Here is a 23,943-nt window from a genome sequence, read left to right on the forward strand (position 1 = left end):
TCGGCGCCAGCCTCCTGAACCTGCCGTGTCGCGGCGGTCGTCAGAGGTAGCCCTGCTCGTTGAAGTACAGCGCGAGCACGGCGGCGACACCGGTCATCCCGACCAGCGCGGCGTGGTAGGCGAACGGCCATCCGAGTTCCGGCATCGTCTCGAAGTTCATGCCGAACACGCCGGCGAAGAAGGTGAGCGGGAGGAAGATGACTGCGACCACGGTGAGCCGCTTCATCACCTCGTTGGTGGACTGGGAGAGCGTGTTGAGGTAGATGTCCCGGGAGCCCCGGACCAGCTCGCGGTAGGTCTCGATGAGGTCGACGACCTGCACGAGGTGGTCGGCGACGTCCCGGAAGTACTTCTCCGTCTCCGGCTGGACCTGTGGCGGGTCGCCCCGGGCGAGCACCCCGAGGGCGTCGCGGGCGGGCCACGCCAGCTTCCGGAACGCCAGCAGCTCGCGCCGGAGCCCGTTCACCCGTTCGAGCACCTCGATATCCGTCGTGACGAGGACGAGCTCCTCCAGCGCCTCGATACTGGTCTCGATGTCGTCGAGTACGTCGAAGTAGCCGTCGACGACCACGTCGAGGACGCGGTAGGCGGTGAAGTCTGGGCCGCGCTGGAGCAGGCGCTCGTCCTCGCGGGCGACGGCCTGCCGGACCCGGTCGACGGAGGGGAGCCGCGCGGTCGACATCGTCACGACCCAGTCCGGGCCGAAGAAGACGCCCACGGGGTCGTCCCGGACGACCTCGTCGAACGTGGGTGTCTCCGCATCGTCGCGCAGGAGTTCCGTCGCCTTCAGCAGGCAGAACGTGTAGCTCGGGAACTCCTCGACCTTCGGCTGGACGTTGTTGACGACGTCCTCGACGGCCAGTGCGTGGATGCCGAACGTCTCGGCCACGCGGTCGAACGTCTCGCGGTCGGTCTCGTGGGCCCGGACCCAGGTCGTCCCGTCGGCGTCCCGGGCCGCCCCGAGCGAGGCGTCGGCGTCGAACTCCCGGACGCCGTGCTCGCGGTCGAAGACGACGGCGTCCAGCATCAGGACCCCTCCTCGGGCTCCTCGGCTGCTGCTGCCGCCTCCGAGGCCGTGGCGGTCAGGTCGTGGTCAGCGGCGAGGCCGACGGCCAGCAGGGTCAGCCCCACCATCAGCCCCGGGAGCGTGAGTGCCCGCCCCGGGTACGGAGCGACCGTCGCGAGCGCGTACCCGACCGTCGCGAGCAGGGTCAGCCCCGCGCCGGCGAGCGTGACGGCGTCGGTCATACTGCTCACGCAGGCGGCGGGGAGAAAAGCGTTGCCGCGGGCGGCGTGTGGCCGCCGCGTCGGGCCCGCCCGGGTGCCGTGGGCGTCAGACGAGGCCGTCGTCGGTCGGCGTGGCGGTGGCGCCGCCGGAACCGCTCCCGTCGGTTGCGGTCGGGGTGCTGTCGGGGCTGTCGCCGCTGTTGCCGCCGTCTCCACTGCCGCCGCCACTGCCGCCGCCGCCGGGATGCTGGACGCCGTTCAACAGCGTGTCGACGTTCTCCTGCTCGCTGTCGAGCTGGGTCGGGTAGACCGCGATGGCGACGACGTAGTCGTCACCGCTCCGGGTCTGGGCGATATGCATGAACACCTCGGTGTCCGTGCCCTGCGTCGTCTGTGCATCGGCGCGGAACTTGCTGACGGTCACCTCGTCGCCGAGCATCGTCGCCGTCCGGTTCCCCTCGAACCGGACGTTGTCGATGGTGTCGTACTGGGCCTGGAGCTGCAGCGCCAGCTGCGTGTTGTTCAGGTCCGCGACGGGGTTGAACGGTCCCTGGCCGGCGACCTCGACCGCCGGCGTGGTGAACACGCTGAACCGGGCAACCTCCTGGTCACCGAACACCGGCAGGCTGGTGGAGCGTGAGTACTCGGTGAGCTGGTTGTTCACCTTCACCTCCTGCCCGGCGAACGAGCGAGTGACCTCCTGTGTATCCTCGTTCGCCAGCGAGTAGTCCGTACTGGACTGTGCCGACTCCGAGACGGTCCCCCGCTCGGCGGTGAAGGTGGTCGCCCCGGTGAGGGCCGAACAGCCCGCAGTGATGGTCAGTAGCGCGAGCAACGCGGCGACTGCACGTCGTGTCATCGGCCGTCGGTTCTCGACTGCCGGGCATAAGTCCGGTGGCATGACCCCGTCAGGGCGTCGAACGGACGGTCAGGATGGCCCTGCGGGCCGTCAGGGCAGCCGGAACTCGGGCCCGTCGTCGGTGTCCTGCACCTCGACGCCGAGTGCTGCGAGGTCGTCGCGGAGCTGGTCGGCGCGCTCGTACTCGCCGGCCTCGCGGGCGTCCTCGCGGGCGGCCAGGACGAGTTCGACGAGGTCCTCGGCGAGTTGCACGTCGCCGCCACCGCCGCTCTCGCCGAGTTCGAAGCCCAGCACCTCGCCGCCCAGCGTCTCGAACGCCTCCACGGCCCGCCGGAGGCCGCGGTAGTCGTGGGGCTCGTCGGCGACGTGGCGATTGACGGCGCCCACGAGGTCCAGCAGCGCGGTCAGCGCCTCTCGCGTGTTGAAGTCGTCGTCCATCGCGGCCGCGAAGTCGCCGCGCGCGTCCGCGACGGCCTCGCGGAGTGCCTCGTCCGTGACGCTCGCGCGGGCGGCCGTCGAATCGCAGCCACTCACGGCAGCCTCGTAGCCCCGCTCCAGCCGCTCCCAGCGTTCCGCGGCCTCGTCGAGCGTCGCCGGCGAGAACACGGCCTCCGTGTTGTACGCCGCCGAGAGCGCCCACATCCGCGCGACGTTCGGCCCGCGCTCGCGGACGAGCCCCGAGACGGTCGAGAAGTTCCCCAGCGAGGAGGACATCTTCTCGCTCTCGTCATCGCCGCTCTCGACCTGCACCAAGGCGGTGTGGAGCCAGTAGCGCGCGAACGTCTGTCCCGTCGCGGCCTCGCTCTGGGCGATCTCGTTCTCGTGGTGCGGGAAGACGAGGTCCCGCCCGCCGACGTGGATGTCGATGGTGTCGTCGAGGTGCGTGGTCGACATGGCCGAGCACTCGATGTGCCAGCCGGGGCGCCCCTCGCCCCACGGCGAGTCCCAGGTCTGGGCGCAGGCGGCGGCGTCCTCGGCGGGCGCGGCCTCGTCGTGGCGGTGCTCCGCGATGTCCTCTGGCCCGACGCCGTCGGCCTTCCAGAGCGCGAAGTCGGCCGGGTTGCGCTTCTCGCTCCGCTCGTCGGGGTCGCCCTGCGACTCGAGTTCGTCCAGCGTCTGGTTCGAGAGTGCGCCGTAGTCCTCGAACTCGGTCACGTCGAAGTAGACCGAGCCGTCCGACTCGTAGGCGTAGCCCTGCTCGACGAGGCGCTCGACCATCGCGACGATCTCGTCGATGTGCTCGGAGACGCGCGGGTACACCTCCGCCCGCTTCAGGTTGAGCGAGCGCATGTCCTCGATGAGGTCGGCGATGTACGTCTCCGCGACCTCGGCCTCGTCGTCGCCGGCCTCGCCGACCCGGGCGACGATCTTCTCGTTCACGTCGGTGAAGTTCTCCACGTGGCGCACGTCGTAGCCCCGGTGGTCGAGCCACCGATGCATCACGTCGACGTGGAGCCACGAGCGGGCGTGGCCCATGTGCGCGGGGTCGGAGGTGGTGAGGCCGCAGTAGTAGAGCAGGACCTCGTCCTCGTCGCGCGGCTCGAAGACCTCCTTGTCCCCGGTCAGCGTGTTCGTCACGCGGAGCGTCATGTCCCGGGATTGCCCCGGTCGGGATTTCAACGATGCGGTCCCTGCGGACGGTGCGAGTCCCTGCCTACACCGTCTCCTCGACCACCCGCAGCGCCGTCGGGCCGTCGCGTCGCGGCACGACCACCACGAGGCTCTCGTCGGTCGCGCCGGCCGCGTTCACGTCGATATCGTCGATGCGGAGGCGGTCGAGGACGGTCGCCAGCTGGACGGGGTCGAGGTCGCCGGTCGCGACGATACCGGTGTCGTCGCCGCCGGTCGGCGCGAGGATGGTGCCACCGACCGAGAGGACGGCGTCCGCGCGGTCGTCCGTGGGGCCGATGCCCGAGCGCATCTCGACGCGGGCGCTCGCGTCGGCGGTGGTGGGCTCGTACTCGCCGAGTTCGTCGGCGTAGCGGCGGAGCGCGGCCGCGACGGCCTCGTGGTCCTCGTCGCTCCCGTCGCCCACGTCGAGGTAGCGGGCCGCGGCGGTGAAGTTGACCACGCCCGCCTGGAGCGCGGCGTGGAGGAAGGGCCGCGCGTCGACGGCCTCGCGCGTGTCGGCTGCCAGCGTCATGTGTTGGTGCGCTCGTGGAAGCGTCGTCAACGTGTTGGTGGGGGCAGAACGCTCCTGGCGATTCCGGTGGCGCTGCTTTCGATGGAACCGGATAGAAAGCCCCCGACCGCTCGACCAGCCGCGGCTCGCTGCGGTCCTCGGTCGCTCACTACGTTCACTCCCTGCGGTCCTTGTGTCGCCGGGGCTGGGTCGAGCGGCCGGCCCCTTTCAGTCCCGCCCTGTGGCCTGTTCGGGGTAGCGCTCGCGCGTGGTGGTTCCGGCCGAGCAGGGTATCCCCACCCCTCCCCGCGCGGGCGCCGAGAACGGCTCACCCCCTCGGCCGGAGGCCTCGGGGTTCACCGCGAGTGGCGCCCGCGCGCTTCCTGCTCCCGGAACCGGTCGGCCAACCAACCGCCCCACGGCCGGGAGCGCGTGGCGCAGCGCGGACGCGCAAGCCCGCGCGACACGGGGAAGGGCAGGGCCGCCGCGAGCCTCCACACTCCACGGTCGGGTGGGAATGGAAGGGGCCGCGGGCTCGACCCTGCCCGGACGACGCAAGCAGCGGGGCGCTACGCGCCCCGGGCGAACGGCGAAGCCGTGAGCACCACAGGGTGAGCGAAGCGAACCCGAGGAGCGCAGCGAGGCCCGGCAGGTCGAGCCCGCGGGGGCTTCCTATCTATCCCACTCTGCGGTCACTGAGTTCGCAAATTATTGTCCAATCTGGCGATTAAATATTTTATTCTATGGTTTCGATAAGATAGAGCCGAATTACGCGATAACCAGCCACGCACCGAACACGGCGAGTGCCCCGAGCGCCGTGCTCCCGACCGCGTGCATCCGGAGCCGGTCCAGAAGCTGGTGTGCCTCGCCCTCCATATCCTCCAGCTCCGCGACCTGTCCGACCTCCCCACCCAGCTCGCACTCGGGCAGGAAGTCCATCGCGAGGTGGAGGAAGATGCCGGCGGCGAAGCCGAACACCGCCGCACTGACGTTGTCCGACAGCGGCGGCTGGATGGCGGCCACCGGGATGGCCGTGAGCGCGACGCCGGCGGCCGGGAGCAGCAGGAGCGAGATGCGCTGGCCCTCGTGGCGGAGGCGGCGGGCAGCCGCGTAGCCCGCGGGCCCCTTGTGCGAGACGATGGCGAGGCCGAGCAGGAGGCCGGGGTCCGGGAGCGCGGCGTAGATGACGCCGATGATGAGTCCCGCGGCCAGCGAGTGCGCGGTGAGCTCGACTGCGGCGGAGTTGACGCCGTCGACGTGCGCGAGGCGGTGACTGACGGTGTGGGAGGCGTAGCCCGCGAGCAGCCCCGCGGCGACGCCGAAGCCGCCGATCTGTCCGCCGAGACCGAACGCCTGCGGCAGGAGGAAGACGGCGGCGGAGGTGACCATCGCGCCGGCCGCGAGGCCGTAGCCCCACACCAGCCCGAACGCGTCGCGGGTCCGGGCGGCACGGTTGCCCAGCAGCGCGGCGCCCGCCATCGCGACGAACGCGACCCAGCCGACGATCAGGAGCTTCCACAGGCCCTCCGAGACCGCTATCGCGGAGACTGCGAGTAGCCCCACGACGGCCACGGCCCCGACCGTCGACACGTCTCCGAGGCTCCCCTCGACCACCGACTCGTCACCGTCCGTCCGTGCCTCCGCACTCATGTTGATAATAACTCTATGGCGCTAGTTAATAGAACTGTCGGGGTGGCGTGCGTGGAGTTGTTAACCGGCGGGGTCGGTGCGGCGGCCTGGTCATCCCGTCGCCTGCTTCCACGCCCGCAGGTCCAGTACGCCGCCGTCGAGGTCCTCGGCTGGCGCCTCGGTGGCGGCCCAGTGGAACAGGTCCGCGACCTCTTCGGCGTCGCGTCCGGGTCCCTCCCCGGTCAACTCGGTCGAGACCTGCCCGGGGTCGACGACGCCGACCGGCACGTCGAGGTCGGCGGCGAACTGCCGGGCGAGTGCCTCCGCGAGCCCCTTCGACACCGCGTAGCTCCCGAACCCGGCCTTCGCGTCGCGGGCGATGCTCCCGGAGGGCACGAGCACCCGCGCGTCGTCGGCGAGGTGGGGGACGGACTCGCGGATGGTGGCGAACACGCCCCGGCCGTTCGTGCGGAGGTGGTCGTCGAACGCGGCGTAGGACTCGTCGGCGAGCGGTGTCGCTCCCGGGTCGCCGTGGTAGACACCGGCGTTGGCGACGACGAGGTCGAGCGGGCCCCCCGCCCGGGCGGCCGTCTCGGCGAATCGCTCGACATCGAACTCGTCGCGCACGTCCGCGCGCTGGGTCGTCGCCTCGCCGCCAGCCGAGACGATGTCGGCGGCCACCTCGTGGAGGGGATCTTCCTCGCGGGCACAGAGTGCGACGTGCGCCCCCTTCTCGCCGAATCGACGGGCGACGGCGGCGCCGATGCCGCGACTGCCACCCGTGATGAGTACGTTCATGACCCGGGGGACGGCCGGCGGGGGGATGGTCGTTTTCCCCGCGGCAGTCCAGGTCGCGGATGAGCCGTGTCCGATAGTGTCGAGGGTGGATGCTCCATCTGGTCGTTAGAGGTGATGTTTCTCCCAGTCGTTCCACGGTGGAGCGCGACGAACAGAGCGGTTGGAAGTCCCTGGTCCCTTCCATTCCCACCCGAAATGCCCGTTCCACGGAGCGTACGCACCGAGCCAGCACGGTGTGAAGCGCCCCTGGACCGCCGAACCGAGCGGGACTGAAAGGGGCCGGCTGCTCGACGAAGCACGACGACGCAAGCACTGCAGGGAGCGAGCGAAGCGAGCGACCGAGGCGCGCAGCGAGGCACGCGAGTCGAGCAGCCGGGGGCTTTCAACAGGTTCCCGTCACTGTGTCACCGCACCGAACACATCGCTGATAGAAACGCATGCTCGTTCTCACGGGCGAGCGAAGCGGGGTCCATATCCGGACACCATCCGGAGTCGTGACGTAACGGCTAAGTTCGCGGCTCCTGATTCGGCACGTATGCGACGGCGCGCGCACGCTCGGTTCCGCACGACGCCGAGCGGCGCGTCCGCCCGTCCGTTCTCGAAGGCCGGGAAGCGCAAGCGCAAGCGTCAGTGATGGCTCGCGGCGGGTTGCCACCCCGTCCCGGGCCGCTCCCGGTCGCCCGAACTACAACTACATAGGGGAGCGACCCGACGACCTCCCCACGAACGGCCTCGGCCCGCTCCGCGGCGCCCGCGGCCACCGACACACCACACGACACCCACCATGACACACGACACCTTCGACGGCGTGTTCCCCGCGATGACCACGCCGTTCCACGATGACGAGAGCATCGACTTCGAGACACTGCAGGCGAACGCCCGCCGACTGGAGGAAGCCGGCGTCGACGGCGTCGTCCCCGTCGGGACGACCGGCGAGTCCGCCACGATGACCCACGACGAGCACGTCGAGGTCATCGAGGCGGTCGTCGAGGCCATCGAGGACGTGCCCGTCATCGCGGGCAGCGGCTCGAACAACACCCGCGAGGCGCTGGAGCTCTCCCGGCGCGCCGAGGCCGCCGGCGCCGACGCGCTGCTCCTGATCTCGCCGTACTACAACATCCCCGAACCCGAGGGGATGGAGCACCACTTCCGGCAGGTCGCTGACGAGGTCGACCTCCCGCAGATCATCTACAACGTCCCCGGCCGCACCGGGCGCAACATCGCCGTCGAGACGGCGGTCAACCTCTCCAGCCACGAGAACATCGTCGGCTACAAGGCCGCCAGCGGCGACATGGGCCGCATCTGCGAGGTCATCGAGCGGACGCGCGAGGAGAACTTCACCGTCCTCTCCGGTGACGACGGGATGACCCTGCCCGTCGTCGCGACCGGCGGCACCGGCTGCATCTCCGTCGCCGCGAACGTCGAGCCCGAGCGCACCGTGGAGATGGCCCACGCGGCACTGGCCGACGAGATGGACCGCGCCCGCGAACTCCACCACGAACTGGGGCCGCTGTTCCGCACGCTGTTCGTCGAGACCAACCCCATCCCCATCAAGGAGGCCATGGAGATGCGGGGCCACCATCCGCGAACGATGCGCTCGCCGCTGTCGTACCTGAGCGAGCCGAACCGTGACCGCCTCCGCGAGGTGCTGGCGGCGCTCGAACCCGTCGACGCCGAAGCATGAGAGTGATTGTCACCGGCGCGACCGGCCGGACCGGCGGCGAGGTCGCACGCGAGGTCGCAGAGCGCGGCCACGAGCTCGTCCCCGTCTCGCGCGAACCCGCCGGCACGGTCGCGGGCGCAGACCTTCGGCCCGCCGAGGACCTGCCCGCACTCCTCGATGCCGAGGGCACCGTTCTGATCGATTTCACGGTGCCCGTCGCGAGCGCCGACTACATCGCGCAGGCGGCCGAGGCCGGCACGCCTGCGGTCATCGGTACCACCGGCTTCGACAGTGAGGGGACTGCCGCGCTGGACGCCGCCGCGGAGTCGATCCCGTTGCTGAAGGCCGCCAACTTCGCCCGCGGTGTGCAGGCGCTGCTGAACGTGGTCCGAGAGGCCGCGACGGCGCTCCCGGGCTACGACGTGGAACTGACCGAGACCCACCACAACGGGAAGCGCGACGCTCCGAGCGGGACCGCGAAGACGCTGCTCGACGCTCTGGACGACGCCCGCGACGAGGCGCTCGACCGGACCCACGGCCGCGAGGGCGAGGACCCGCGTGAGCCGGGGCAGGTCGGCGTTCACGTCCGCCGGGCGGGCGACGTTCGGGGCGAGCACGAACTCATGTTCGCCGACAACGACGAGGTGCTCACGCTCGCCCATCGCGCCGAGTCCCGCGGCGTGTTCGCCGCCGGCGCGGTCGATGCAGCCGAGTGGCTTCCCGGGCACGAGGCGGGCTGGTACGAGTTCGGGGACGTTATCGGGGACGGGGGTGACTGACAACCCATGAGCACGCTGGAAGCGGACGTGGCGGAACTGGCAGCGCGGTACGATGCCGGCAACGTCGACGCGGTCGGAAGCGAGGAGCTGGATACGCTGGAGGCCTTCCTCGATGCCCTCGAGTCGGGCGAGATTCGCGCCGCTGAACCCGGCGACGACGGCTGGGAGGCCAACGAGTGGGTCAAGCGCGGCATCCTGCTCAACTTCGGCCTGCGCGATATCCAGGCCTACGAACACGGCGGCGTCACATATCACGACGTCCTGCCGCTGCGCGAGACCGGCGACCTGCCCGAGCGCGGGACCCGCAACACCCCGACCGGCACCGTCATCCGCCGGGGCGCGTACGTCGGTGCCGACGCCATCATGATGTCGCCCGCGTTCGTCAACATCGGCGCCCACGTCGGCGACGGTACGCTGGTCGACTCCTGCGACACGGTCGGCTCCTGTGCCCAGATCGGCGACGACGTGAAACTCGGCGCGAACACACTCATCGGCGGCGTCCTCGAACCCGTCGAGGCCGAACCCGTCGTCGTCGAGGACGGTGTCTCGCTGGGCGCGGGCTGTCGGGTCACGTCGGGCTTCGAGGTCGGCGAGAACTCCGTCGTCGGCGAGAATACGCTCCTGACGCCGCGCATCCCGGTGTACGACCTCGTCGAGGACGAGGTCATCTACGGCCAACTCCCGCCGGAGCGCCGGGCGTTCATCCGGTACGTCGAGTCGAGCGTCGGCGAGCACGACCTGTTCGACGGCGGCGCGTACAAGCCAGCGGTCGTGGCGACCCACGTCGAGGAGTCGACGCTGGAGGCGACCGAGCGCGAGGACGCACTGCGGGACAACTGAGATTCAGTATGGTTTCCACTCGAACGCACAGCGACGACGGACAACGGCGGAACCTCGGAAGCCCTCGCGCTCTCGACTCGCGCGCCTCGCTGCGCGCTTCGGCCTCGCTTCGCTCGGCCTGCAGTGCTTGCGTCGTCCTCAGAATCGAAGATTCTGCTGGGCTGCGGGAGAGCTTCGCTCTCCCGAACGGCGTGCTTCGTCGAGAGGATTGTCGGCTCCGCCGACAATCTATTAGCTGGCGGCTTCGCCGCCAGCCGCGCTCGCCCTTCCAGTCCGCCAGGACGTCGCCTGTCACACCGAGCGACGCTACTTGCTGGAGAGGTGCGTGCCATGCCTGATGGCGAGGGCTGGCCGTCGACGACGGACAACCCGGCGGTCCGTCGGCTCTCGGACTGGCCGGCCGAACCGCTCCGGAACCTGGCCGACGAGTACGAGACGCCGCTGTACGTGGCGGACCTGGACCGCGTGAAGGCCAACGCCTCGCGGTTGCGGTCGGCGTTTCCGGACGCGGACCTGAGCTACGCGGTGAAGGCCAACACCACGCGGCCGGTGCTAGAGACCCTCGCCGACCGCGGTGTCGGCGCCGAGTGCGCGGCGGCGGGCGAGGTGAAGCGGTCGCTGGAGGCCGGGTTCCCCGCCAGTCGGGTCCGGTACACGGCGGTCAACCCGCCGGCACGTGACCTCGACTACGTCTGCGGGCTGGACGCCGCGGACGACATGGTGCTCACGGTCGGCGCGATGGACACCCTGAACCGGGTCGCACAGCGCGGCTTCCGGGGACGGCTCTGTGTCCGCGTGAATCCGGGTGTCGGCGCGGGCCACCACGCGAAGGTGTCGACCGGCGGGGAGCCGAAGTTCGGCGTCCCGTACGACCGGACGGCGGCGGTCGTCGAGCAGGCGCTCGAGCACGGCTTCGAGGTGGTCGGGCTCCACGCCCACGCCGGGAGCGGTATCTCCGGCGACGACCTCTCCGCACACCGCGAGCTCGTCCGGCGAATGGGCGGGCTCGCGGGCGACGTGGAGGAGAGCCTGGACTTCGTCGCCGTCGGCGGCGGGTTCGGCGTCCCGTACCACGAGGACGAGCCGCCGCTCGACCTCGACACGGTGGCCGAGGCGACCCGGGAGGCGTACCGCGAGGGGTGGCTGGAGGCCGTGGCGGGCGACGACGGCGAGGACGCGCCGGCGCCGCCACAGCTCGCCATCGAGCCGGGGCGCTACTTCGTTGCCGACGCCGGCGTCCTGCTGACGACCGTCAACACCGTCAAGCCGACGCCGGAGACGACCGTCGTCGGCATCGACGCCGGGATGACGACCCTGGTCCGGCCAGCGATGTACGACGCCTACCACGAACTCCGGAGCCTGGAGCCGGACACGCCACGGCGCGACGCCGTCGCCTGTGATATCTCCGGGCCCGTCTGCGAGACCGCGGACGTCTTCGCAAGGGACCGACCCCTGCCTGACCCGTCACGCGGCGACCTGCTCGCCATCGGCAACGCCGGCGCCTACGGCTACGAGATGGCCAGCAACTACAACTCTCGGCCGCGGCCGGCGGTGGTCGCGCTGGAGCACGGCGAGCCCCGGCTGGCGGCGCGACGCGAGCGGCTGGACGAATTAACCCGGCTAGAATCAGAAGCGGAGGACTCTTGAGCGCGACTCACATCTAGCCATCAACGAACGACGTGTCAGACGGTCTCACGGGTCGGCACGTCACCCCACGCGAGGACACGATGGTACACATCCAGAAATACCACGGAACGGGCAACGACTTCGTCGTCGTGGACGCCGCCGAGCGGGTCGGTGACCGGCGGGCGTTCGCACGAGCACTCTGTGACCGAACCACTGGCATCAGCCACCCGGACAGCCCCCACATCGGGGCGGACGGCGTGCTCTTCCTCCATCTCGAGACGGAGTACGCCTCCCCGCGCGTCGTGATGACGCTCGTCCAGCCGGACGGGTCCGTCGCCGCGATGTGTGGCAACGGCGCGCGCTGTGCGGCCCGCTGGGCCGCCGAACGCACCGGGAGCGACGAGGTGATGATCGATACGCAGTCCGGGACCCGTCGCGCGGTCATCGCACGCGAGGCTCCGGACGACGGCAACCGTGGCCACGGCGACGACCGGGGCTTCGGCGACGATGTCACCATCGAGATGGGTCGCCCGCGGTTCCTCCCGGGCGCGGTCCCGGTCCAGACGGCCGAACCGCTCGTCCAGGAACACGTCGAGGGCCTCACCGTCACGGCCGTCAACACGGGCGTCCCGCACGCGGTCTCCTTCGTCGAGGACGTGGACGCGGTGGACCTCGAGGACGTGGCACCCGCGGTCCGACACGCCGACGTGTTCCCGGAGGGCGCGAACGTGACTCTCGCCTCGCGTGTCGCACCGGTCGGGGACGAGGACGCGGCCTTCCGCCAGCGGACCTACGAGCGCGGCGTCGAGGGTGAGACGGATTCCTGTGGGACGGGTGCGGTCGCCATCGCGGCGGTCGCCCACCGACTCGGACGAATCGGAACCGGCGAGACCGTCCGGGTCACCCCGCCGGGTGGTGACCTGTTCGTCACGGTCACCGACGACGACGCGCTCCTCCGCGGGCCAGCCGTCTTCGAGTTCGAGGCCGAGGTCCCGGAGCCGGGCGTGGGGCCGGACGCCGAACTGGATGTCGATTTGACGGATGCGGGTACCAACACGGGCGACTAGACGCGTGAGTGCTGCCCCCGGGTTCGACCCGCTCGGCTTCCACGAGCGTGCCGTCCACACCGCATCCCACGAGTCGGTCAAGGAGATGCGCGACCTGCTCGTCGAGACGCTGATCGATGCCGGCGCCGACCCACGCGTCGACGACGCCGGCAACACGCTCGCCGTCCGCGAGGGCGACAGCGACGGGCCCCACCTGGTTCTCAACACGCACATCGATACCGTCCCGCCGCACGTCCCCTTCGAGACGGCCGAGGACGGCGCCGTCGTCCGTGGGCGCGGGGCCTGCGACGCGAAGGGGCCGCTGGCGGCGCTGGTCGACGCCTTCCTGAACGCGCCGGTCGAACGGGGGCGCCTGACGCTGGCCATCACGCCCGACGAGGAGACCACCTCGGCCGGCGCGGACGCGCTGGCGTTCGGGGACGACCCGCTCCGGGCCGACGGCTACATCGTCGGCGAGCCGACGGGGCTGGATGTCTGCGCGGCCGCCAAGGGCCGGTTCGAGGGGACGCTGACCGTGACGGGCGAGGCTGCACACGCCGCCGAGCCCGAGTCCGGGACGAACGCGCTCCGGGCGCTGGCGCCGCTGCTGGAGGCGCTCGACACGTTCGATCGGGAGCGCGGCCCCGGGACGGACCCGCAGCTGGGCGCGCCGACGCTGACCGCCACGACGGTCGAGGGCGGCGAGGCCATCAACCAGCTGCCCGCCGAGGTCCGGGTCGGCATCGACCGCCGGAGCGTCCCGCCGGAGACGGCCGACGGCTTCGAGCGGGCGCTGAACGCGCATCTCCGTGCAGCCGCGATGGACGACGCGGGCGTCGAGTTCGCGCTGACCGAGCGCGAGACGCCGTTCCTCGAAGCCTTCGCGACCGACCCGGACGAGCCACTGGTCGAGACGCTCACCGACGCGTCGGGCGGCGAGGTTCGCGCGTTCGGGGCCGCGACGGAGGCCTCGTACTTCGCCGCGGACGCGCCGACGGTCGTCTTCGGCCCCGGCGTGCTGGCGGACGAGGAGGGGGCCGTCGCACACGCCGAGCGCGAGTACGTCCGTCGCGAGGAGATCACGGCGGCGGCCGACGCCGTCCGCGAGACGCTCGCATCGCTGCTGGGGTAGGGCGAACAGGCGGTGCTGTGGTCGGGTCCGGCACGCGTCGCACCACGCACCCGCAGCCGCGTGCCGGGCAGCGCTCAGGGCACACGGGGCCTTGGTCCCGTTCCGGTACTTGAACCTACGCCGGGCGACCCCCGAAGCCCGACCACTGTCACACGGTTTCGATATATGGTGTAATTTGAGATTATAACGACACAATCAACTCGTGTTTCAACATGTTATTGAAGAAAATTTGATTGTACGCTTACAACGGCATCGGGTCGCCGGACCCCTCGTCACCACCAGTTCCCCGGGCCGACGCGAGCATCTCGGAGACGGGCGGCTGGTAGTCGTAGCCCGGGACCACCCCCTCCATGTACGTCCCCTCGACGTATTCGGCGAACGCCTTCGCGATGGCGGCGGCACGGTCGGGGTCCCCGGACTCGAACCGGTAGGTCGCAACCGCGTCACCGGCCTCCTCGGTCACATCGAGGGTGATGTCGACCGAATCGCGGACGGCGCCGGGCGCATCCTCCAGCCGGAGCGCCAGCGTGTCGAACCAGCCCGCCTCGACGGTGGAGCCGACCTCGTCGGCCGTGGCCGTCGAGAGCATCGGCGCCCGGACCTCCAGCTCGTAGGTCAGCGCCCACTCGGGCTCGCCGTCGTCACGAGCCGTGACGGTGGCGTCGAACTTCGTGGTCGTCAGCACGAACGCCGGCCCGCCCGCCGCTCGCTCGTAGGCGTCGTGTGCGTCGAACGCCCGGGTCGCCGCGGCCGGTAACTCGTCAGGCATTACTGGGGCGTAGACGGGGGAGCGACAAGAGCGCGTCGGGGCCAACCTTCAAGCCCCGTTGCGCCGAAGGCGCCGTATGGCCCTCCCGCTCTATCCAGCACAGGCCGGCGTCGTCGGCGGTATCGTCACGCTGGTCATCCTGGCCATCGCCATCGTCGCCGTCTACAAGTCCGTCGTCATCGTGCAGGCGTACGAGCGGAAGGTGTGGACGCTGTTCGGGCAGTACCGCGGTATCAAGGAGCCCGGCATCTCGTTCATCCCGCCGTTCGTCTCGGCCACCTACGCGTTCGACATGCGAACCCAGACGCTCGACGTGCCCCGGCAGGAGGCCATCACGCGCGACAACTCGCCCGTGACGGCCGACGCCGTCGTCTACATCAAGGTGATGGACGCCAAGAAGGCGTTCCTCGAGGTCGACAACTACAAACGCGCCGTTTCGAACCTCGCCCAGACCACGCTCCGGGCGGTGCTGGGCGACATGGAGCTGGACGACACGCTGAACAAGCGCGGCGAGATCAACGCCCGCATCCGCAAGGAACTCGACGAACCCACCGACGAGTGGGGGGTCCGCGTCGAGTCCGTCGAGGTCCGCGAGGTCAACCCCTCGCAGGACGTCCAGCAGGCGATGGAGCAGCAGACCTCCGCCGAGCGCCGCCGCCGTGCCATGATTCTCGAAGCGCAGGGTGAGCGCCGCTCCGCCGTCGAGAAGGCCGAGGGTGACAAGCAGTCCGACATCATCCGCGCACAGGGGGAGAAGCAGTCACAGATCCTCGAAGCGCAGGGTGACGCCATCTCGACCGTCCTCCGCGCCAAATCCGCCGAGTCGATGGGCGAGCGTGCGGTCATCGAGAAGGGGATGGAGACGCTCGAATCCATCGGGCAGAACGAGTCCACGACGTTCGTGCTCCCGCAGGAACTCACCTCACTCGTCGGGCGCTACGGCAAGCACCTCACCGGCAGCGACGTGCAGGGTGACGGCCAGGAGCTGGAGGCGCTCGACTTCGACGACGAGACCCGTGAACTGCTCGGCCTCGACGATATCGAGGAGATACTCGGGCAGATCGAGCAGGAGACGGAGATGGACGTCGAGCAGATGGAGGCCGAGGCCCAGGCGATCAAGGAGGGACAGGACGCGGCCGACATCCGCGACCCCGACGAGGTCATCGAGGAGATGGACCAGGAGATGGGCGCGGGCGCCGACATCGATGTCGGCGCGGGCGACAACACCGGCGCGGCGACCCCGGAGCGCGGCAGTGATTCGGATGCCGACGGTGACGCCGGCGCGGACGGCGATGGCGAGCGCGAACCCGAGACGGAGTGATTCCGCCGCGGCTACCGCTGGACCGACCGGGTCAGCGCGAAGACGAACAGGGCGATGAGGAAGCCACCGAGGAACCCTTCTGACGAGGCGAGCAGTCTGACGGGAAGCGTCGCGCCACGCGGGACGCCGCCGAAGATGAGGCTCACGAACGACTGGAGGCTGAACGTCAGGTTCTCGAGCGCGACGGTCGCGAGCGACGCGTCCGGTCGCGTCACGGCTCCCAGTCCGGCGAACACCGCCCCGTACCCGGCCACGAGCAGCAGGGAGACCGCGACCGTTCTGAGCGGCCGCTCGCCGTAGCCACAGCTCAGTCCGAACAGCGCGTTGGTGGCCCAGCCGCCGGCCGCCCGCAGCCGGTCGGTGGCTGTCTCGCCCGTCCCGACAGCATCCCGTTTGAGCCGGCGGCGGTAGCGCATCTCCCGGACGAAGAACTGCGAGGCCGCGGTCCGGTCGCCGGTGGCATCGGCCCCACGACGGGCCTTGAGGTACGTCGACTCCAGAACCTTCGGCGCGAGGTCGGCATCGACGGCCCGGCCGCGCCCGGGGTCGTGAACCCGGTGGAGGTTCCACGTCTCGCCGAGTGCGCCACGGTGGTCCTCGAACGCGAACCCGTCGAACGAGGTCCGGGCCACCCGGAGGTGGTCGAACGGCACCACCCCCGAGTCGCCACCGACGAGGGTGACATCCGCGATGGCTCCGTCCGTGCAGTCGAAGACGACCCGTTCGTCGTCGGGCAGGTGGAGTTTGCCGTCGGCGACGGTGGCGTCCGTACAGTCGACGACGACGCGCTCGTCGGCCGGACGGTCCGGTCCAGGGACGAGCCCCGAGCAGTCGAGGCCACCGTCGATGCTGGCGCCCCGGAGTCCGAGGTCACCGACGAGCGTCGCCCCGGCGAACTCCACGCCCGACCGGAACGTGGCGTTCCTGAACTGGAGGTCCGCTCGCGGCCCGGACCGGTGCCGTCGTCCGCCGTGGATTCCGACGAACCAGGTCCGGTCGGCGAACGTGGCGTCGAGGAAGTCCGTGCCACCCTCGAAGCGACAGTCGGTGAAGTGTGCCTCCCCGTCGAAGTGGGCGCCACCGAATCCCGCGTCCCCCTCGAAGCGGGTGTGGCGGAACCACGCGTCGCCGCCGAACTCGACGCGGCGGAACCCGGCGGCCCCGCGGCAGCGAGCCCCCGCGAATCGGACCGTGCCATCGAAGGCCGCCCCCTTCGCACGGACCGAACCGAACGAACAGGCGTCGAGCCGGAGCTCCGTCCCGAACCGGGCGTCCGAGAGGTCGGCCCGTTCCGAGACGGTACAGAACCGCAGGTCGACGGGGCGGTTGTACGCCGGGCGATGGACGTAGCCGGCGAGGTCGAGCGTCTCGAACGAGGCCCCGACGACGACGTGACGCGCCGGGTCGTCGGCCGACAGCGCCTCGTGGAGCGCCTCCCGGACTGCCGCGGGCGATGCGTCGCCGTGGAAGACACAGCGGTCGCTCCCGTCGGTCGCGGGATGTGGACACTCGGTCGGCAGGTCCTCGTCCGTCCGGTCGTTGCTCCCGCGGCGGACGAGCAGGTCGACGACGTCGTCCACCGTCCGTCCGAGGACCTCCGCGTCCGCGTCCGCGACGACGCTGGCGGCGCCCTGCGCGAGCAGGTCATCGTCGACCGGACGGTCTGCCGGGAGCGCCTCCCGGAGCCGTCGTCGCCCCACCTCGACCCCGTTCCCCTCGCGGTCCGCCCCGTTGAACCCCTCCGGAGCCGTGCAGAACGCCCGGACCGTCACCAGCTCGTCCGCGAGCGCGACCAGGTGGTCGCGCCAGTCCTCGTCGGCGAAGTACGTGCAGCTGTCCATCCGCTCGACGGTGCCGGGGGCGGGGACAACACTGTTTCGACGAGCGACAGCCCGGGGGGACCTGTATACCCATGCATCACCGCCGACGGGCTTTTATCCGGTGTGTGCCTTGACCCGGCAATGAGCGAGGAGTCGGTCGACGAGGAGAAACGGGCCACACTCCGCCGGTTCGCCGCGGTCGGCGCCGGCGGCCCACTGGCTCGACTCGCCGGCTCCGACGCGGACGCGAGCGCCCCCGACGACCGCGAGACCACCAGCGAGGTCCCCGCGGCCATCCGTGGCTACCTCGCCACGACGCCGGGCGCACACTTCTCGAAGCTCCGGGACGACCTCCGCCTGGGCACCGGCGAGGCCCAGTACCACCTCCGCCGGCTGGCAGAGCGCGACGCCGTGGACTCCTGGAAGGACGGCGACTACCGTCGCTACGCTCCGGCCGGCCGGTTCTCGGACTTCGAACGCCGGACGCTGGGCTTCCTCCGACGGGACACCGCTCGCGGCCTGCTCGTGGAACTGCTCCGCGACCCGGACGCGACGGGGGCAGAGCTCGCCGACCGCCTCGGCGTCTCGGCACCCACCGTCAGCAAGTACGCCGCCGAACTCGCGGAGGCGGGCCTGCTCGACCGCTCGGACGGCTACGACCTCACGCGTCCGGAGACGACGCTGTTGCTTCTGGTGCGGTACGCCGACTCCTTCGGCCCCGACGCCGTCGCGCTCGCCGCTGACGCCGACGAGCTTGTGGAGTATTCAGGATAACTGCGGGAGAAACCACGAGGTTGGCGGATTACAAACGAATGACGCCAGCTGTCCTCAGACCGTGACCTTCCACGTCGTACCCGAGGAGTATCCCCATTTCTCGACCTCGAACGGGGCGGCCTCCTTCACCGCACGCATGTTCGCGCCGACCTCCTTCGCGCTCATGTCCAGCGCCTCGCCGACGAGCCGCGACTTGAAGTAGGCCGTCCCGTCGGCCTCCGTCCGGAGGTAGTCGACGATGCGCTGCTGTTTCTCGTTCAGGTCCTCGGTGAGGTCGGTCTCGCTCTCGTTCGCCTGTGCCGCCGTCGCGCTCATACCTCACTGGATGGGAGAGACACGGATAGTGGGTTTGGTATGATGGGTTAATCGGGTGGTAGAGGTCCTGACGGGCTGTTATTGGCGAATTCAGCGACCGTGGCTGGAGTCGTGGCGTCCATCGAAGCCGGTTGCTTGGTACGGCGGGGAAACTTCCGATCCGCAATCGGATCAGAATCGAGCGGTTGCGTACGCGCGAGCAGGCGGGAACTCCGTTCCCGGAGCCCGCGGCGAAGCCGCGGACAGGGCGGGACTCCGTCCCGCTTGCAGTCGGACGTAGTCCGACGACGAAGCGAGCGCGTTTGGGTTCGAGACGGCTTCGCCGTCTCGTCCTCCCGAAAATCTCCGATTTTCGGAGACACCAGCCCGAGCGACCGAAGGGAGCGAGGGCTGGCATTTTCTCTGAACGTTTTTGCGACGAGCGGTGTCCACAGGCTCACGCCTACGGCGCGAGTCGAGGGCACCCGAGGAGAGAAAAGCTCAATGGAACGCGATGGGCGTCCCGAGCTCGTCGCCGTCGTGGTCGATTTTCGCCATCGCCTCGTCGAAGTCCTCGCGGCGGACCTCGGTGCGGTCGTCGCGGATGGCGAACATCCCGGCCTCCGTCGAGAGCGACTCCAGTTCCGCGCCGGTGAAGCCCTCGGTGGCCTCGGCGAGCGACGCGAGGTCCACGTCGTCGGAGAGGTTCATGTCGCGCGTGTGGATCTTGAGGATCTCCGTGCGGCCCTCGTCGTTGGGTTCGGGCACCTCGATGAGGCGATCGAAGCGGCCCGGCCGGAGGATGGCCCGGTCGAGCATGTCGAAGCGGTTGGTGGCGGCGATGATGGAGATGTCCCCACGCTGGTCGAAGCCGTCCATCTCCGAGAGGAGCTGCATCATCGTCCGCTGGACCTCGGCGTCGCCCGACGTTTTGGACTCCGTGCGCTTCGAGGCGATGGCGTCGATCTCGTCGATGAAGATGATGGCGGGCTCGCGCTCCTCGGCGAGTTCGAAGAGGTCCCGGACGAGCCGGGCGCCCTCGCCGATGAACTTCTGGACCAGCTCGGAGCCGGCCATCTTGATGAAGGTGGCGTCCGTCTGGTTGGCGACCGCTTTCGCGAGCATCGTCTTCCCGGTGCCCGGCGGGCCGTGGAGCAGGACGCCGGTGGGCGGTTCGATGCCGACGGTCTCGAACACCTCCGGGTTGGTGAGTGGGTCCTCGACGGCCTCGCGGACCTCGGTGATCTGCTCCTCGAGCCCGCCGATGTCGGCGTAGGTGACGGTCGGGGAGGCGTCGACCTGCATCGCCTGTGCCCGGGCGTCCTTCTCGGTGTCGAGGACGGTCTGGATGGCGAAGGAGTCGTTGATAGCGACGCGGTCGCCGGCCTCGAGCTTGTCGGCGAGCCGCGGGGAGACGTCCGTGAGGACCTCCTGGTTGTTGCCGTGCTGTTTGAGGACGACCTCGTCGTCGGCGATCTCCTCGACGGTGGCGAGGTACAGCGAGGAGGTCTTCAGCGCCTCGTTCTCCCGCTGGAGTTTGTCGACCTCCTCCCGGAGCTCGGACTGGCGGTCCTGGGCGGCGTCGAGCTGACTCGTCAGCTCCTCGTGGACGCGCGTGACCTCGGCGAAATGGTCCTCCAGCGCGGCCAGCCGCTCGTCGGGCCCCATGTCCGGGTCCAGGTCGAGCGTGGGTTGGTCTGGTAGTGAGGGACTACGCGACATCAGGTGTATGGAAGTTGGGTGTTCTCGTTAGAAGTGTCTTTGGGTTGCTACAGGTACTCATACCAGCTGCGGGCTGGGCCGAACGGCCTCCGGACGGCCACGTCGTGAGGGCGGCCCTACGTGAGCGACTCGAACTCCGCGACCAGGTCGTCGTAGGCGTCGATGGCCTGCTCGACCGGCTCCGGCGAGGCCATGTCGACCCCGGCGCCGCGCAGGAGTTCGAGCGGGTACTCCCGGGAGCCCTTCGAGAGGAACTCCCGGTAGTCCGCGGCCGCCGGCTCGCCCTCCTCCATGATGCGGTCGACCAGCGCGTTCGCCGCCGAGATGCCCGTGGCGTACTGGTAGACGTAGAACCCGTAGTAGAAGTGCGGGATGCGCATCCACTCTCGCCGGATGCCGTCGTCCATGGCCATCGGCTCGTAGTAGGTCGATTTGAGGTCGCCGTAGATCTCGTCGCAGACGTCCGGCGTGATGGCCTCGCCGTCCTCGGCGAGTTCGTGGGTCCGGTGCTCGAAGTCGGCGAACATCGTCTGCCGGAACAGCGTCGACCGGAACCGTTCGAGGTACTCGTCGAGGACGTGCCGGCGGAACTGCTCGTCCTCGACCGTCTCGAGCAGGTGCTCGGTGAGCAGCGCCTCGTTGACCGTGGAGGCGACCTCGGCGACGAAGATCTCGTAGCCCGAGTAGACGTGCGGCTGTGTCTCGCTCGTGAGTTCGGAGTGCAGCGAGTGCCCCAGTTCGTGGGCCAGCGTGTACATCGAGCTCATGTCGTCCTGGTAGTTCATCAGGATGTACGGCTGGCTGTCGTACGTGCCGCCCGAATACGCCCCCGAGCGCTTGTTGGCGGTCTCGTACACGTCGACCCAGCGCGAGTCCAGGCCCTCCGCCACCCGGTTCTGGTAGTCCTCGCCCAGCGGCGCGACGGCCTCGACGACGTGCTCGCGGGCCTCCTCGTACGGGATGTCCACCTCGCCCTCGGCGAGCGGGGTGTAGAGGTCCCAGCTCCGGAGCTCGTCGACGCCGAGCACGTCGCGCTTGAGTTCGGCGTGCCGGTGGAGCACGTCGAGGTTCGCCTCGACGGTGTCGACGAGGTTGTCGTACACCGTGACCGGGATGTTGGCGTCGTCGAGGCTCGCCTGGCGGGCGGTCTCGTAGTTGCGCGCCCGGGCGAGCTTGATGTCGGCCTTCACACTGTTCTTGTACGCCGTGCCGACGGCGTTCCGGAGCGACGCCCACTCCTCGTAGAAGGTGTCGCTGACCCGCTGGCGGAAGTCGCGGTCGCGCCGCTTCAGGAGCGTCGTGAAGTTCGACAGCGTCGGCCGGACCTCTCCACCCTCGGGCTCCTCGACCGGCGGGAACTCCATGTCCGCGTTCGTCAGCATGTTGTACACCTCGCCGCCCGCGCCGGTGACCTCCGAGAGGTCCGCCAGCAGCTCCTCGACCTCGGCCGAGCGGGTGTGGGGTTTCATCCGGAGCACGTCGTCGAAGTAGTGCTCGTACTGCTCGAGCGCGGGGTTCTCCTCGACGAACGCCTGCAGCTCCTCGCGGGTGCACTGCTGGAGCTCGGGCTCGATGAACGAGGCTGCCGAGGAGGCGTCGGCCGAGAGCGACTGGGCCCGTGCCGACAGCGCCTGGTAGTGCTGGTCGGCGGTGTCCTCGTCGCTCCGCATGCGGGCGTACGCGGAGACGTTCGCGACCTGGCGCATGATCTCCTCGCGGGTCTCGAGGACGGCCGCCAGGGTGTCGGCGTCCTCAGTGACCTGTCCCTCGTACGCTTCGAGGTCGCCGAGACGCTCGCTCACCGCCTCGAAGGCGTCCTCCCACTCGTCGTCGCTGGCGAACAGGGAGTCGAGGTCCCACTTGTACTGTTCGTCGACCTCCTCCCGTTCCGGAACGTCCGCGACACTCATGACGCGACCTAACGGTGGGGGCGTGGTAAACGCATCGTCCGGGGTCCTCCCCGCCGGTTACGGCCTGGGGGCGGCCTTCTGGAGGGCTGTCTCGGCGATGTTCCCGCCGTAGTCGGCGGCCCGCGTGAGCGAGTCGACGACCAGCCCGAGCAGCTGGGCCTGCTGGGGGTCGAGGTCGCGGATGAGCGCATCCACCTCGCGGGCCTGGGGATCGATATCCTCGATCTGCCGGCGGGCATCGTTGGCCATGCGGGTGGCCTCCTCGGAGTCGTCCTCCAGCAGCGCGTCCATCGCCGTCTCGATGACCTCCTCGGCTGCGACGTGGAGGTTCTCCAGTCCCGTCGCGGCGTCCGCTGGCACCTCGTCGAGCTCCTGGGCGTGGGTGGCGATCTTGGTCGCGTGGTCGGCGACGCGCTCCAGCTGGCGGGCCGACGAGTGGTAGTCGAAGCAGGTCTCCCGGTCCAGCCCCACGTCCGCGGCCGCCGCGGGATCCCGAAGGACCGACCGGAACACGCGCGAGACCATCGACCAGAGCCGGTCGACGTCGTCGTCGCGCTGGATCACGTCCGTCGCGAGGTCGGCGTCGTTCTCGACCAGTGCGGCCACGGCGTCCTGCAGCATCGTCACCGCGACCAGCCGCATCCGTGTGATGGCGTTGTGCAGCGACAGCTCCGAGGAGTCGAGCAGGTCCTGCAGGCGGACGCGCTCGGAGGTCTCGCCGATGACCTCCAGGCCGACCAGCGACTGGACGGCGTCGCGGATGGTCCGGCGCTGGGCCGCGGTCACGCGCGAACTCTCCAGCGTGATGATGTCGAAGCCGCTGACGTACATCGTCACGACCGCGCGCATGAGGTCGCGCTCCTCCAGCCCGCTGATATCGAGGGTACCCTCGACCTTCTCCTCGTCGCGACGCGGCGTCAGGAGGAGTGCGTCGTCCTCGGGATGGAACTCCACGACGCTCCCGCCGCTGACCCCGTTGTCGGTCGCCCAGTCCTTCGGGAGCGAGACGGTGAACGTCGACCCCCCCGTCACCTGCACCTTGCGCGTCTCCATAGCCGACGGTGAGTGCCACCGGGTAATAAAATATGGGCATTTCTATATACATTCGAGTACATCTCCAGTCTATGCCGGAGGCGCTCCGCTCGGGGACGGATGGCCGCGGCTCGCGGGCTATCCGAATCTGGGGATATATGCATCTATACGTCCGTATACTGCTATCTGGGCAGCAGAACGTATGAGGTCATTGCCGAATATTCTAATATATAGATATGGTTCGGCGCGCGGGATTCGTGGTACTCTCCCGCTCCAGCGTTCAACTGGACCCCGGTGATAACACGACGGGAGCGCGACGCAGTATCGTGACGGGGCTTCCCGACCGCGGCGGGGCTTCCCGACCGCGGAGGGGGTACCAACCCGACATCGTCGTGGACGCGGGGGGATACGACGGGTTCCGTCACGGAACCGGCCGTGTTCCCCCGGGCGCTCCCCTGGAGTCCGCCCGGGATGCCCTCGTCGCGCTCGTCGGTCGTTCGAGCAGCCCGCCGGTCGGGCGTGACTGTGTGAGAACATTTCTCTATATAGATGACATAGTAGGATATTTACTTCAACTACC

Annotated in this window: 21 protein-coding genes; 8 read left to right on the forward strand and 13 right to left on the reverse strand. The window is 69.6% G+C overall.

Features of this window, described 5'->3' with window-relative positions; translation table 11 throughout:
• Positions 1-40: 40 nt before the first annotated feature.
• The 7 genes from corA to NL114_RS11150 form a co-directional block, all read right to left on the reverse strand.
• The gene (gene corA, locus NL114_RS11120; RefSeq protein ID WP_254820991.1) at positions 41-1,027 is read right to left on the reverse strand and encodes a magnesium/cobalt transporter CorA; all 987 of its coding nucleotides are present in this window, start codon (positions 1,025-1,027) and stop codon (positions 41-43) included.
• A complete protein-coding gene (locus NL114_RS11125) occupies positions 1,027-1,248 on the reverse strand; it encodes a hypothetical protein (protein ID WP_254820992.1) in 222 nt (73 codons plus the stop codon). The genes corA and NL114_RS11125 overlap by 1 nt, the downstream gene beginning before the upstream one ends.
• Before the next feature lie 85 nt (positions 1,249-1,333).
• Positions 1,334-2,086 (reverse strand): DUF6517 family protein, encoded by a 753-nt coding sequence (locus NL114_RS11130; protein ID WP_254820993.1) that lies wholly within the window; start codon positions 2,084-2,086, stop codon positions 1,334-1,336.
• 90 nt (positions 2,087-2,176) lie between these two features.
• Positions 2,177-3,676: a cysteine--tRNA ligase gene (cysS, locus tag NL114_RS11135; protein ID WP_254820994.1), complete on the reverse strand. Its 1,500-nt coding sequence runs from the start codon at positions 3,674-3,676 to the stop codon at positions 2,177-2,179.
• Positions 3,677-3,740: 64 nt separating this feature from the next.
• A complete protein-coding gene (locus NL114_RS11140) occupies positions 3,741-4,229 on the reverse strand; it encodes a DUF7523 family protein (protein ID WP_254820995.1) in 489 nt (162 codons plus the stop codon).
• A gap of 747 nt (positions 4,230-4,976) precedes the next feature.
• A complete protein-coding gene (locus NL114_RS11145; RefSeq protein ID WP_254820996.1) occupies positions 4,977-5,858 on the reverse strand; it encodes a ZIP family metal transporter in 882 nt (293 codons plus the stop codon).
• 90 nt (positions 5,859-5,948) lie between these two features.
• Positions 5,949-6,635: an SDR family oxidoreductase gene (locus tag NL114_RS11150; protein WP_254820997.1), complete on the reverse strand. Its 687-nt coding sequence runs from the start codon at positions 6,633-6,635 to the stop codon at positions 5,949-5,951.
• Between the two features lie 784 nt (positions 6,636-7,419).
• On the opposite strand from NL114_RS11150, the gene dapA reads away from it, so the two are divergent.
• The 6 genes from dapA (at position 7,420) to NL114_RS11180 (ending at position 13,721) form a co-directional block, all read left to right on the forward strand.
• On the forward strand, positions 7,420-8,319 hold the full coding sequence (dapA, locus tag NL114_RS11155) for a 4-hydroxy-tetrahydrodipicolinate synthase (protein ID WP_254820998.1): 900 nt from the start codon (positions 7,420-7,422) through the stop codon (positions 8,317-8,319).
• Positions 8,316-9,077, forward strand: a complete 762-nt coding sequence (dapB, locus tag NL114_RS11160; protein WP_254820999.1) for a 4-hydroxy-tetrahydrodipicolinate reductase — start codon at positions 8,316-8,318, stop codon at positions 9,075-9,077. Before dapA ends, dapB begins: the two co-directional genes overlap by 4 nt.
• A gap of 6 nt (positions 9,078-9,083) precedes the next feature.
• Positions 9,084-9,917 carry a 2,3,4,5-tetrahydropyridine-2,6-dicarboxylate N-succinyltransferase gene (locus tag NL114_RS11165; protein ID WP_254821000.1) on the forward strand — a complete coding sequence of 278 codons (834 nt, stop codon included), beginning with the start codon at positions 9,084-9,086 and terminating at the stop codon, positions 9,915-9,917.
• Positions 9,918-10,247: 330 nt separating this feature from the next.
• Positions 10,248-11,564 carry a diaminopimelate decarboxylase gene (gene lysA, locus NL114_RS11170; RefSeq protein WP_254821001.1) on the forward strand — a complete coding sequence of 439 codons (1,317 nt, stop codon included), beginning with the start codon at positions 10,248-10,250 and terminating at the stop codon, positions 11,562-11,564.
• A gap of 80 nt (positions 11,565-11,644) precedes the next feature.
• The gene (gene dapF / locus NL114_RS11175; protein WP_254821002.1) at positions 11,645-12,610 is read left to right on the forward strand and encodes a diaminopimelate epimerase; all 966 of its coding nucleotides are present in this window, start codon (positions 11,645-11,647) and stop codon (positions 12,608-12,610) included.
• Entirely contained in the window at positions 12,585-13,721 is a 1,137-nt protein-coding gene (locus NL114_RS11180; RefSeq protein WP_350355368.1) for a M20 family metallopeptidase, read from the forward strand. Before dapF ends, NL114_RS11180 begins: the two co-directional genes overlap by 26 nt.
• A gap of 241 nt (positions 13,722-13,962) precedes the next feature.
• Here NL114_RS11180 and NL114_RS11185 read toward each other — a convergent pair whose 3' ends face one another.
• Positions 13,963-14,490 carry a DUF5813 family protein gene (locus tag NL114_RS11185; protein WP_254821004.1) on the reverse strand — a complete coding sequence of 176 codons (528 nt, stop codon included), beginning with the start codon at positions 14,488-14,490 and terminating at the stop codon, positions 13,963-13,965.
• 76 nt (positions 14,491-14,566) lie between these two features.
• On the opposite strand from NL114_RS11185, the gene NL114_RS11190 reads away from it, so the two are divergent.
• Positions 14,567-15,811 carry an SPFH domain-containing protein gene (locus NL114_RS11190; RefSeq protein ID WP_254821005.1) on the forward strand — a complete coding sequence of 415 codons (1,245 nt, stop codon included), beginning with the start codon at positions 14,567-14,569 and terminating at the stop codon, positions 15,809-15,811.
• 11 nt (positions 15,812-15,822) lie between these two features.
• Here NL114_RS11190 and NL114_RS11195 read toward each other — a convergent pair whose 3' ends face one another.
• Positions 15,823-17,652 (reverse strand): pentapeptide repeat-containing protein, encoded by a 1,830-nt coding sequence (locus NL114_RS11195; RefSeq protein ID WP_254821006.1) that lies wholly within the window; start codon positions 17,650-17,652, stop codon positions 15,823-15,825.
• Positions 17,653-17,772: 120 nt separating this feature from the next.
• Between NL114_RS11195 and NL114_RS11200 the strand changes: the two genes are divergently transcribed.
• Complete coding sequence (locus tag NL114_RS11200) at positions 17,773-18,405, forward strand: winged helix-turn-helix transcriptional regulator (protein ID WP_254821007.1); 633 nt, start codon at positions 17,773-17,775, stop codon at positions 18,403-18,405.
• 54 nt (positions 18,406-18,459) lie between these two features.
• Here the strand turns inward: NL114_RS11200 and NL114_RS11205 are convergent, their stop codons facing one another.
• The 4 genes from NL114_RS11205 to NL114_RS11220 all read right to left on the reverse strand — a co-directional run bounded on the left by NL114_RS11205 (position 18,460) and on the right by NL114_RS11220 (position 23,384).
• Positions 18,460-18,720, reverse strand: coding sequence for a DUF7123 family protein (locus NL114_RS11205; protein ID WP_254821008.1), 261 nt, complete (start codon positions 18,718-18,720; stop codon positions 18,460-18,462).
• A 480-nt stretch (positions 18,721-19,200) separates the two neighbouring features.
• Complete coding sequence (pan2, locus tag NL114_RS11210; protein WP_254821009.1) at positions 19,201-20,421, reverse strand: proteasome-activating nucleotidase Pan2; 1,221 nt, start codon at positions 20,419-20,421, stop codon at positions 19,201-19,203.
• 116 nt (positions 20,422-20,537) lie between these two features.
• A complete protein-coding gene (gene pepF / locus NL114_RS11215) occupies positions 20,538-22,331 on the reverse strand; it encodes an oligoendopeptidase F (RefSeq protein WP_254821010.1) in 1,794 nt (597 codons plus the stop codon).
• A 57-nt stretch (positions 22,332-22,388) separates the two neighbouring features.
• Positions 22,389-23,384, reverse strand: coding sequence for a phosphate uptake regulator PhoU (locus NL114_RS11220; RefSeq protein WP_254821011.1), 996 nt, complete (start codon positions 23,382-23,384; stop codon positions 22,389-22,391).
• Between the last annotated feature and the right edge of the window lie 559 nt (positions 23,385-23,943).

This window comes from Haloglomus halophilum (genome assembly GCF_024298885.1).
Classification (GTDB): Archaea; Halobacteriota; Halobacteria; order Halobacteriales; family Haloarculaceae; genus Haloglomus; species Haloglomus halophilum.

What these genes read in the sequence shown, in the direction of transcription:
- corA (WP_254820991.1), bottom strand. Translation starts at nt 1,027, where the DNA reads ATGCTGGACGCCGTCGTCTTCGACCGCGAGCACGGCGTCCGGGAGTTC.
- NL114_RS11125 (WP_254820992.1), bottom strand. Translation starts at nt 1,248, where the DNA reads ATGACCGACGCCGTCACGCTCGCCGGCGCGGGGCTGACCCTGCTCGCG.
- NL114_RS11130 (WP_254820993.1), bottom strand. Translation starts at nt 2,086, where the DNA reads ATGACACGACGTGCAGTCGCCGCGTTGCTCGCGCTACTGACCATCACT.
- cysS (WP_254820994.1), bottom strand. Translation starts at nt 3,676, where the DNA reads ATGACGCTCCGCGTGACGAACACGCTGACCGGGGACAAGGAGGTCTTC.
- NL114_RS11140 (WP_254820995.1), bottom strand. Translation starts at nt 4,229, where the DNA reads ATGACGCTGGCAGCCGACACGCGCGAGGCCGTCGACGCGCGGCCCTTC.
- NL114_RS11145 (WP_254820996.1), bottom strand. Translation starts at nt 5,858, where the DNA reads ATGAGTGCGGAGGCACGGACGGACGGTGACGAGTCGGTGGTCGAGGGG.
- NL114_RS11150 (WP_254820997.1), bottom strand. Translation starts at nt 6,635, where the DNA reads ATGAACGTACTCATCACGGGTGGCAGTCGCGGCATCGGCGCCGCCGTC.
- dapA (WP_254820998.1), top strand. Translation starts at nt 7,420, where the DNA reads ATGACACACGACACCTTCGACGGCGTGTTCCCCGCGATGACCACGCCG.
- dapB (WP_254820999.1), top strand. Translation starts at nt 8,316, where the DNA reads ATGAGAGTGATTGTCACCGGCGCGACCGGCCGGACCGGCGGCGAGGTC.
- NL114_RS11165 (WP_254821000.1), top strand. Translation starts at nt 9,084, where the DNA reads ATGAGCACGCTGGAAGCGGACGTGGCGGAACTGGCAGCGCGGTACGAT.
- lysA (WP_254821001.1), top strand. Translation starts at nt 10,248, where the DNA reads ATGCCTGATGGCGAGGGCTGGCCGTCGACGACGGACAACCCGGCGGTC.
- dapF (WP_254821002.1), top strand. Translation starts at nt 11,645, where the DNA reads ATGGTACACATCCAGAAATACCACGGAACGGGCAACGACTTCGTCGTC.
- NL114_RS11180 (WP_350355368.1), top strand. Translation starts at nt 12,585, where the DNA reads ATGCGGGTACCAACACGGGCGACTAGACGCGTGAGTGCTGCCCCCGGG.
- NL114_RS11185 (WP_254821004.1), bottom strand. Translation starts at nt 14,490, where the DNA reads ATGCCTGACGAGTTACCGGCCGCGGCGACCCGGGCGTTCGACGCACAC.
- NL114_RS11190 (WP_254821005.1), top strand. Translation starts at nt 14,567, where the DNA reads ATGGCCCTCCCGCTCTATCCAGCACAGGCCGGCGTCGTCGGCGGTATC.
- NL114_RS11195 (WP_254821006.1), bottom strand. Translation starts at nt 17,652, where the DNA reads ATGGACAGCTGCACGTACTTCGCCGACGAGGACTGGCGCGACCACCTG.
- NL114_RS11200 (WP_254821007.1), top strand. Translation starts at nt 17,773, where the DNA reads ATGAGCGAGGAGTCGGTCGACGAGGAGAAACGGGCCACACTCCGCCGG.
- NL114_RS11205 (WP_254821008.1), bottom strand. Translation starts at nt 18,720, where the DNA reads ATGAGCGCGACGGCGGCACAGGCGAACGAGAGCGAGACCGACCTCACC.
- pan2 (WP_254821009.1), bottom strand. Translation starts at nt 20,421, where the DNA reads ATGTCGCGTAGTCCCTCACTACCAGACCAACCCACGCTCGACCTGGAC.
- pepF (WP_254821010.1), bottom strand. Translation starts at nt 22,331, where the DNA reads ATGAGTGTCGCGGACGTTCCGGAACGGGAGGAGGTCGACGAACAGTAC.
- NL114_RS11220 (WP_254821011.1), bottom strand. Translation starts at nt 23,384, where the DNA reads ATGGAGACGCGCAAGGTGCAGGTGACGGGGGGGTCGACGTTCACCGTC.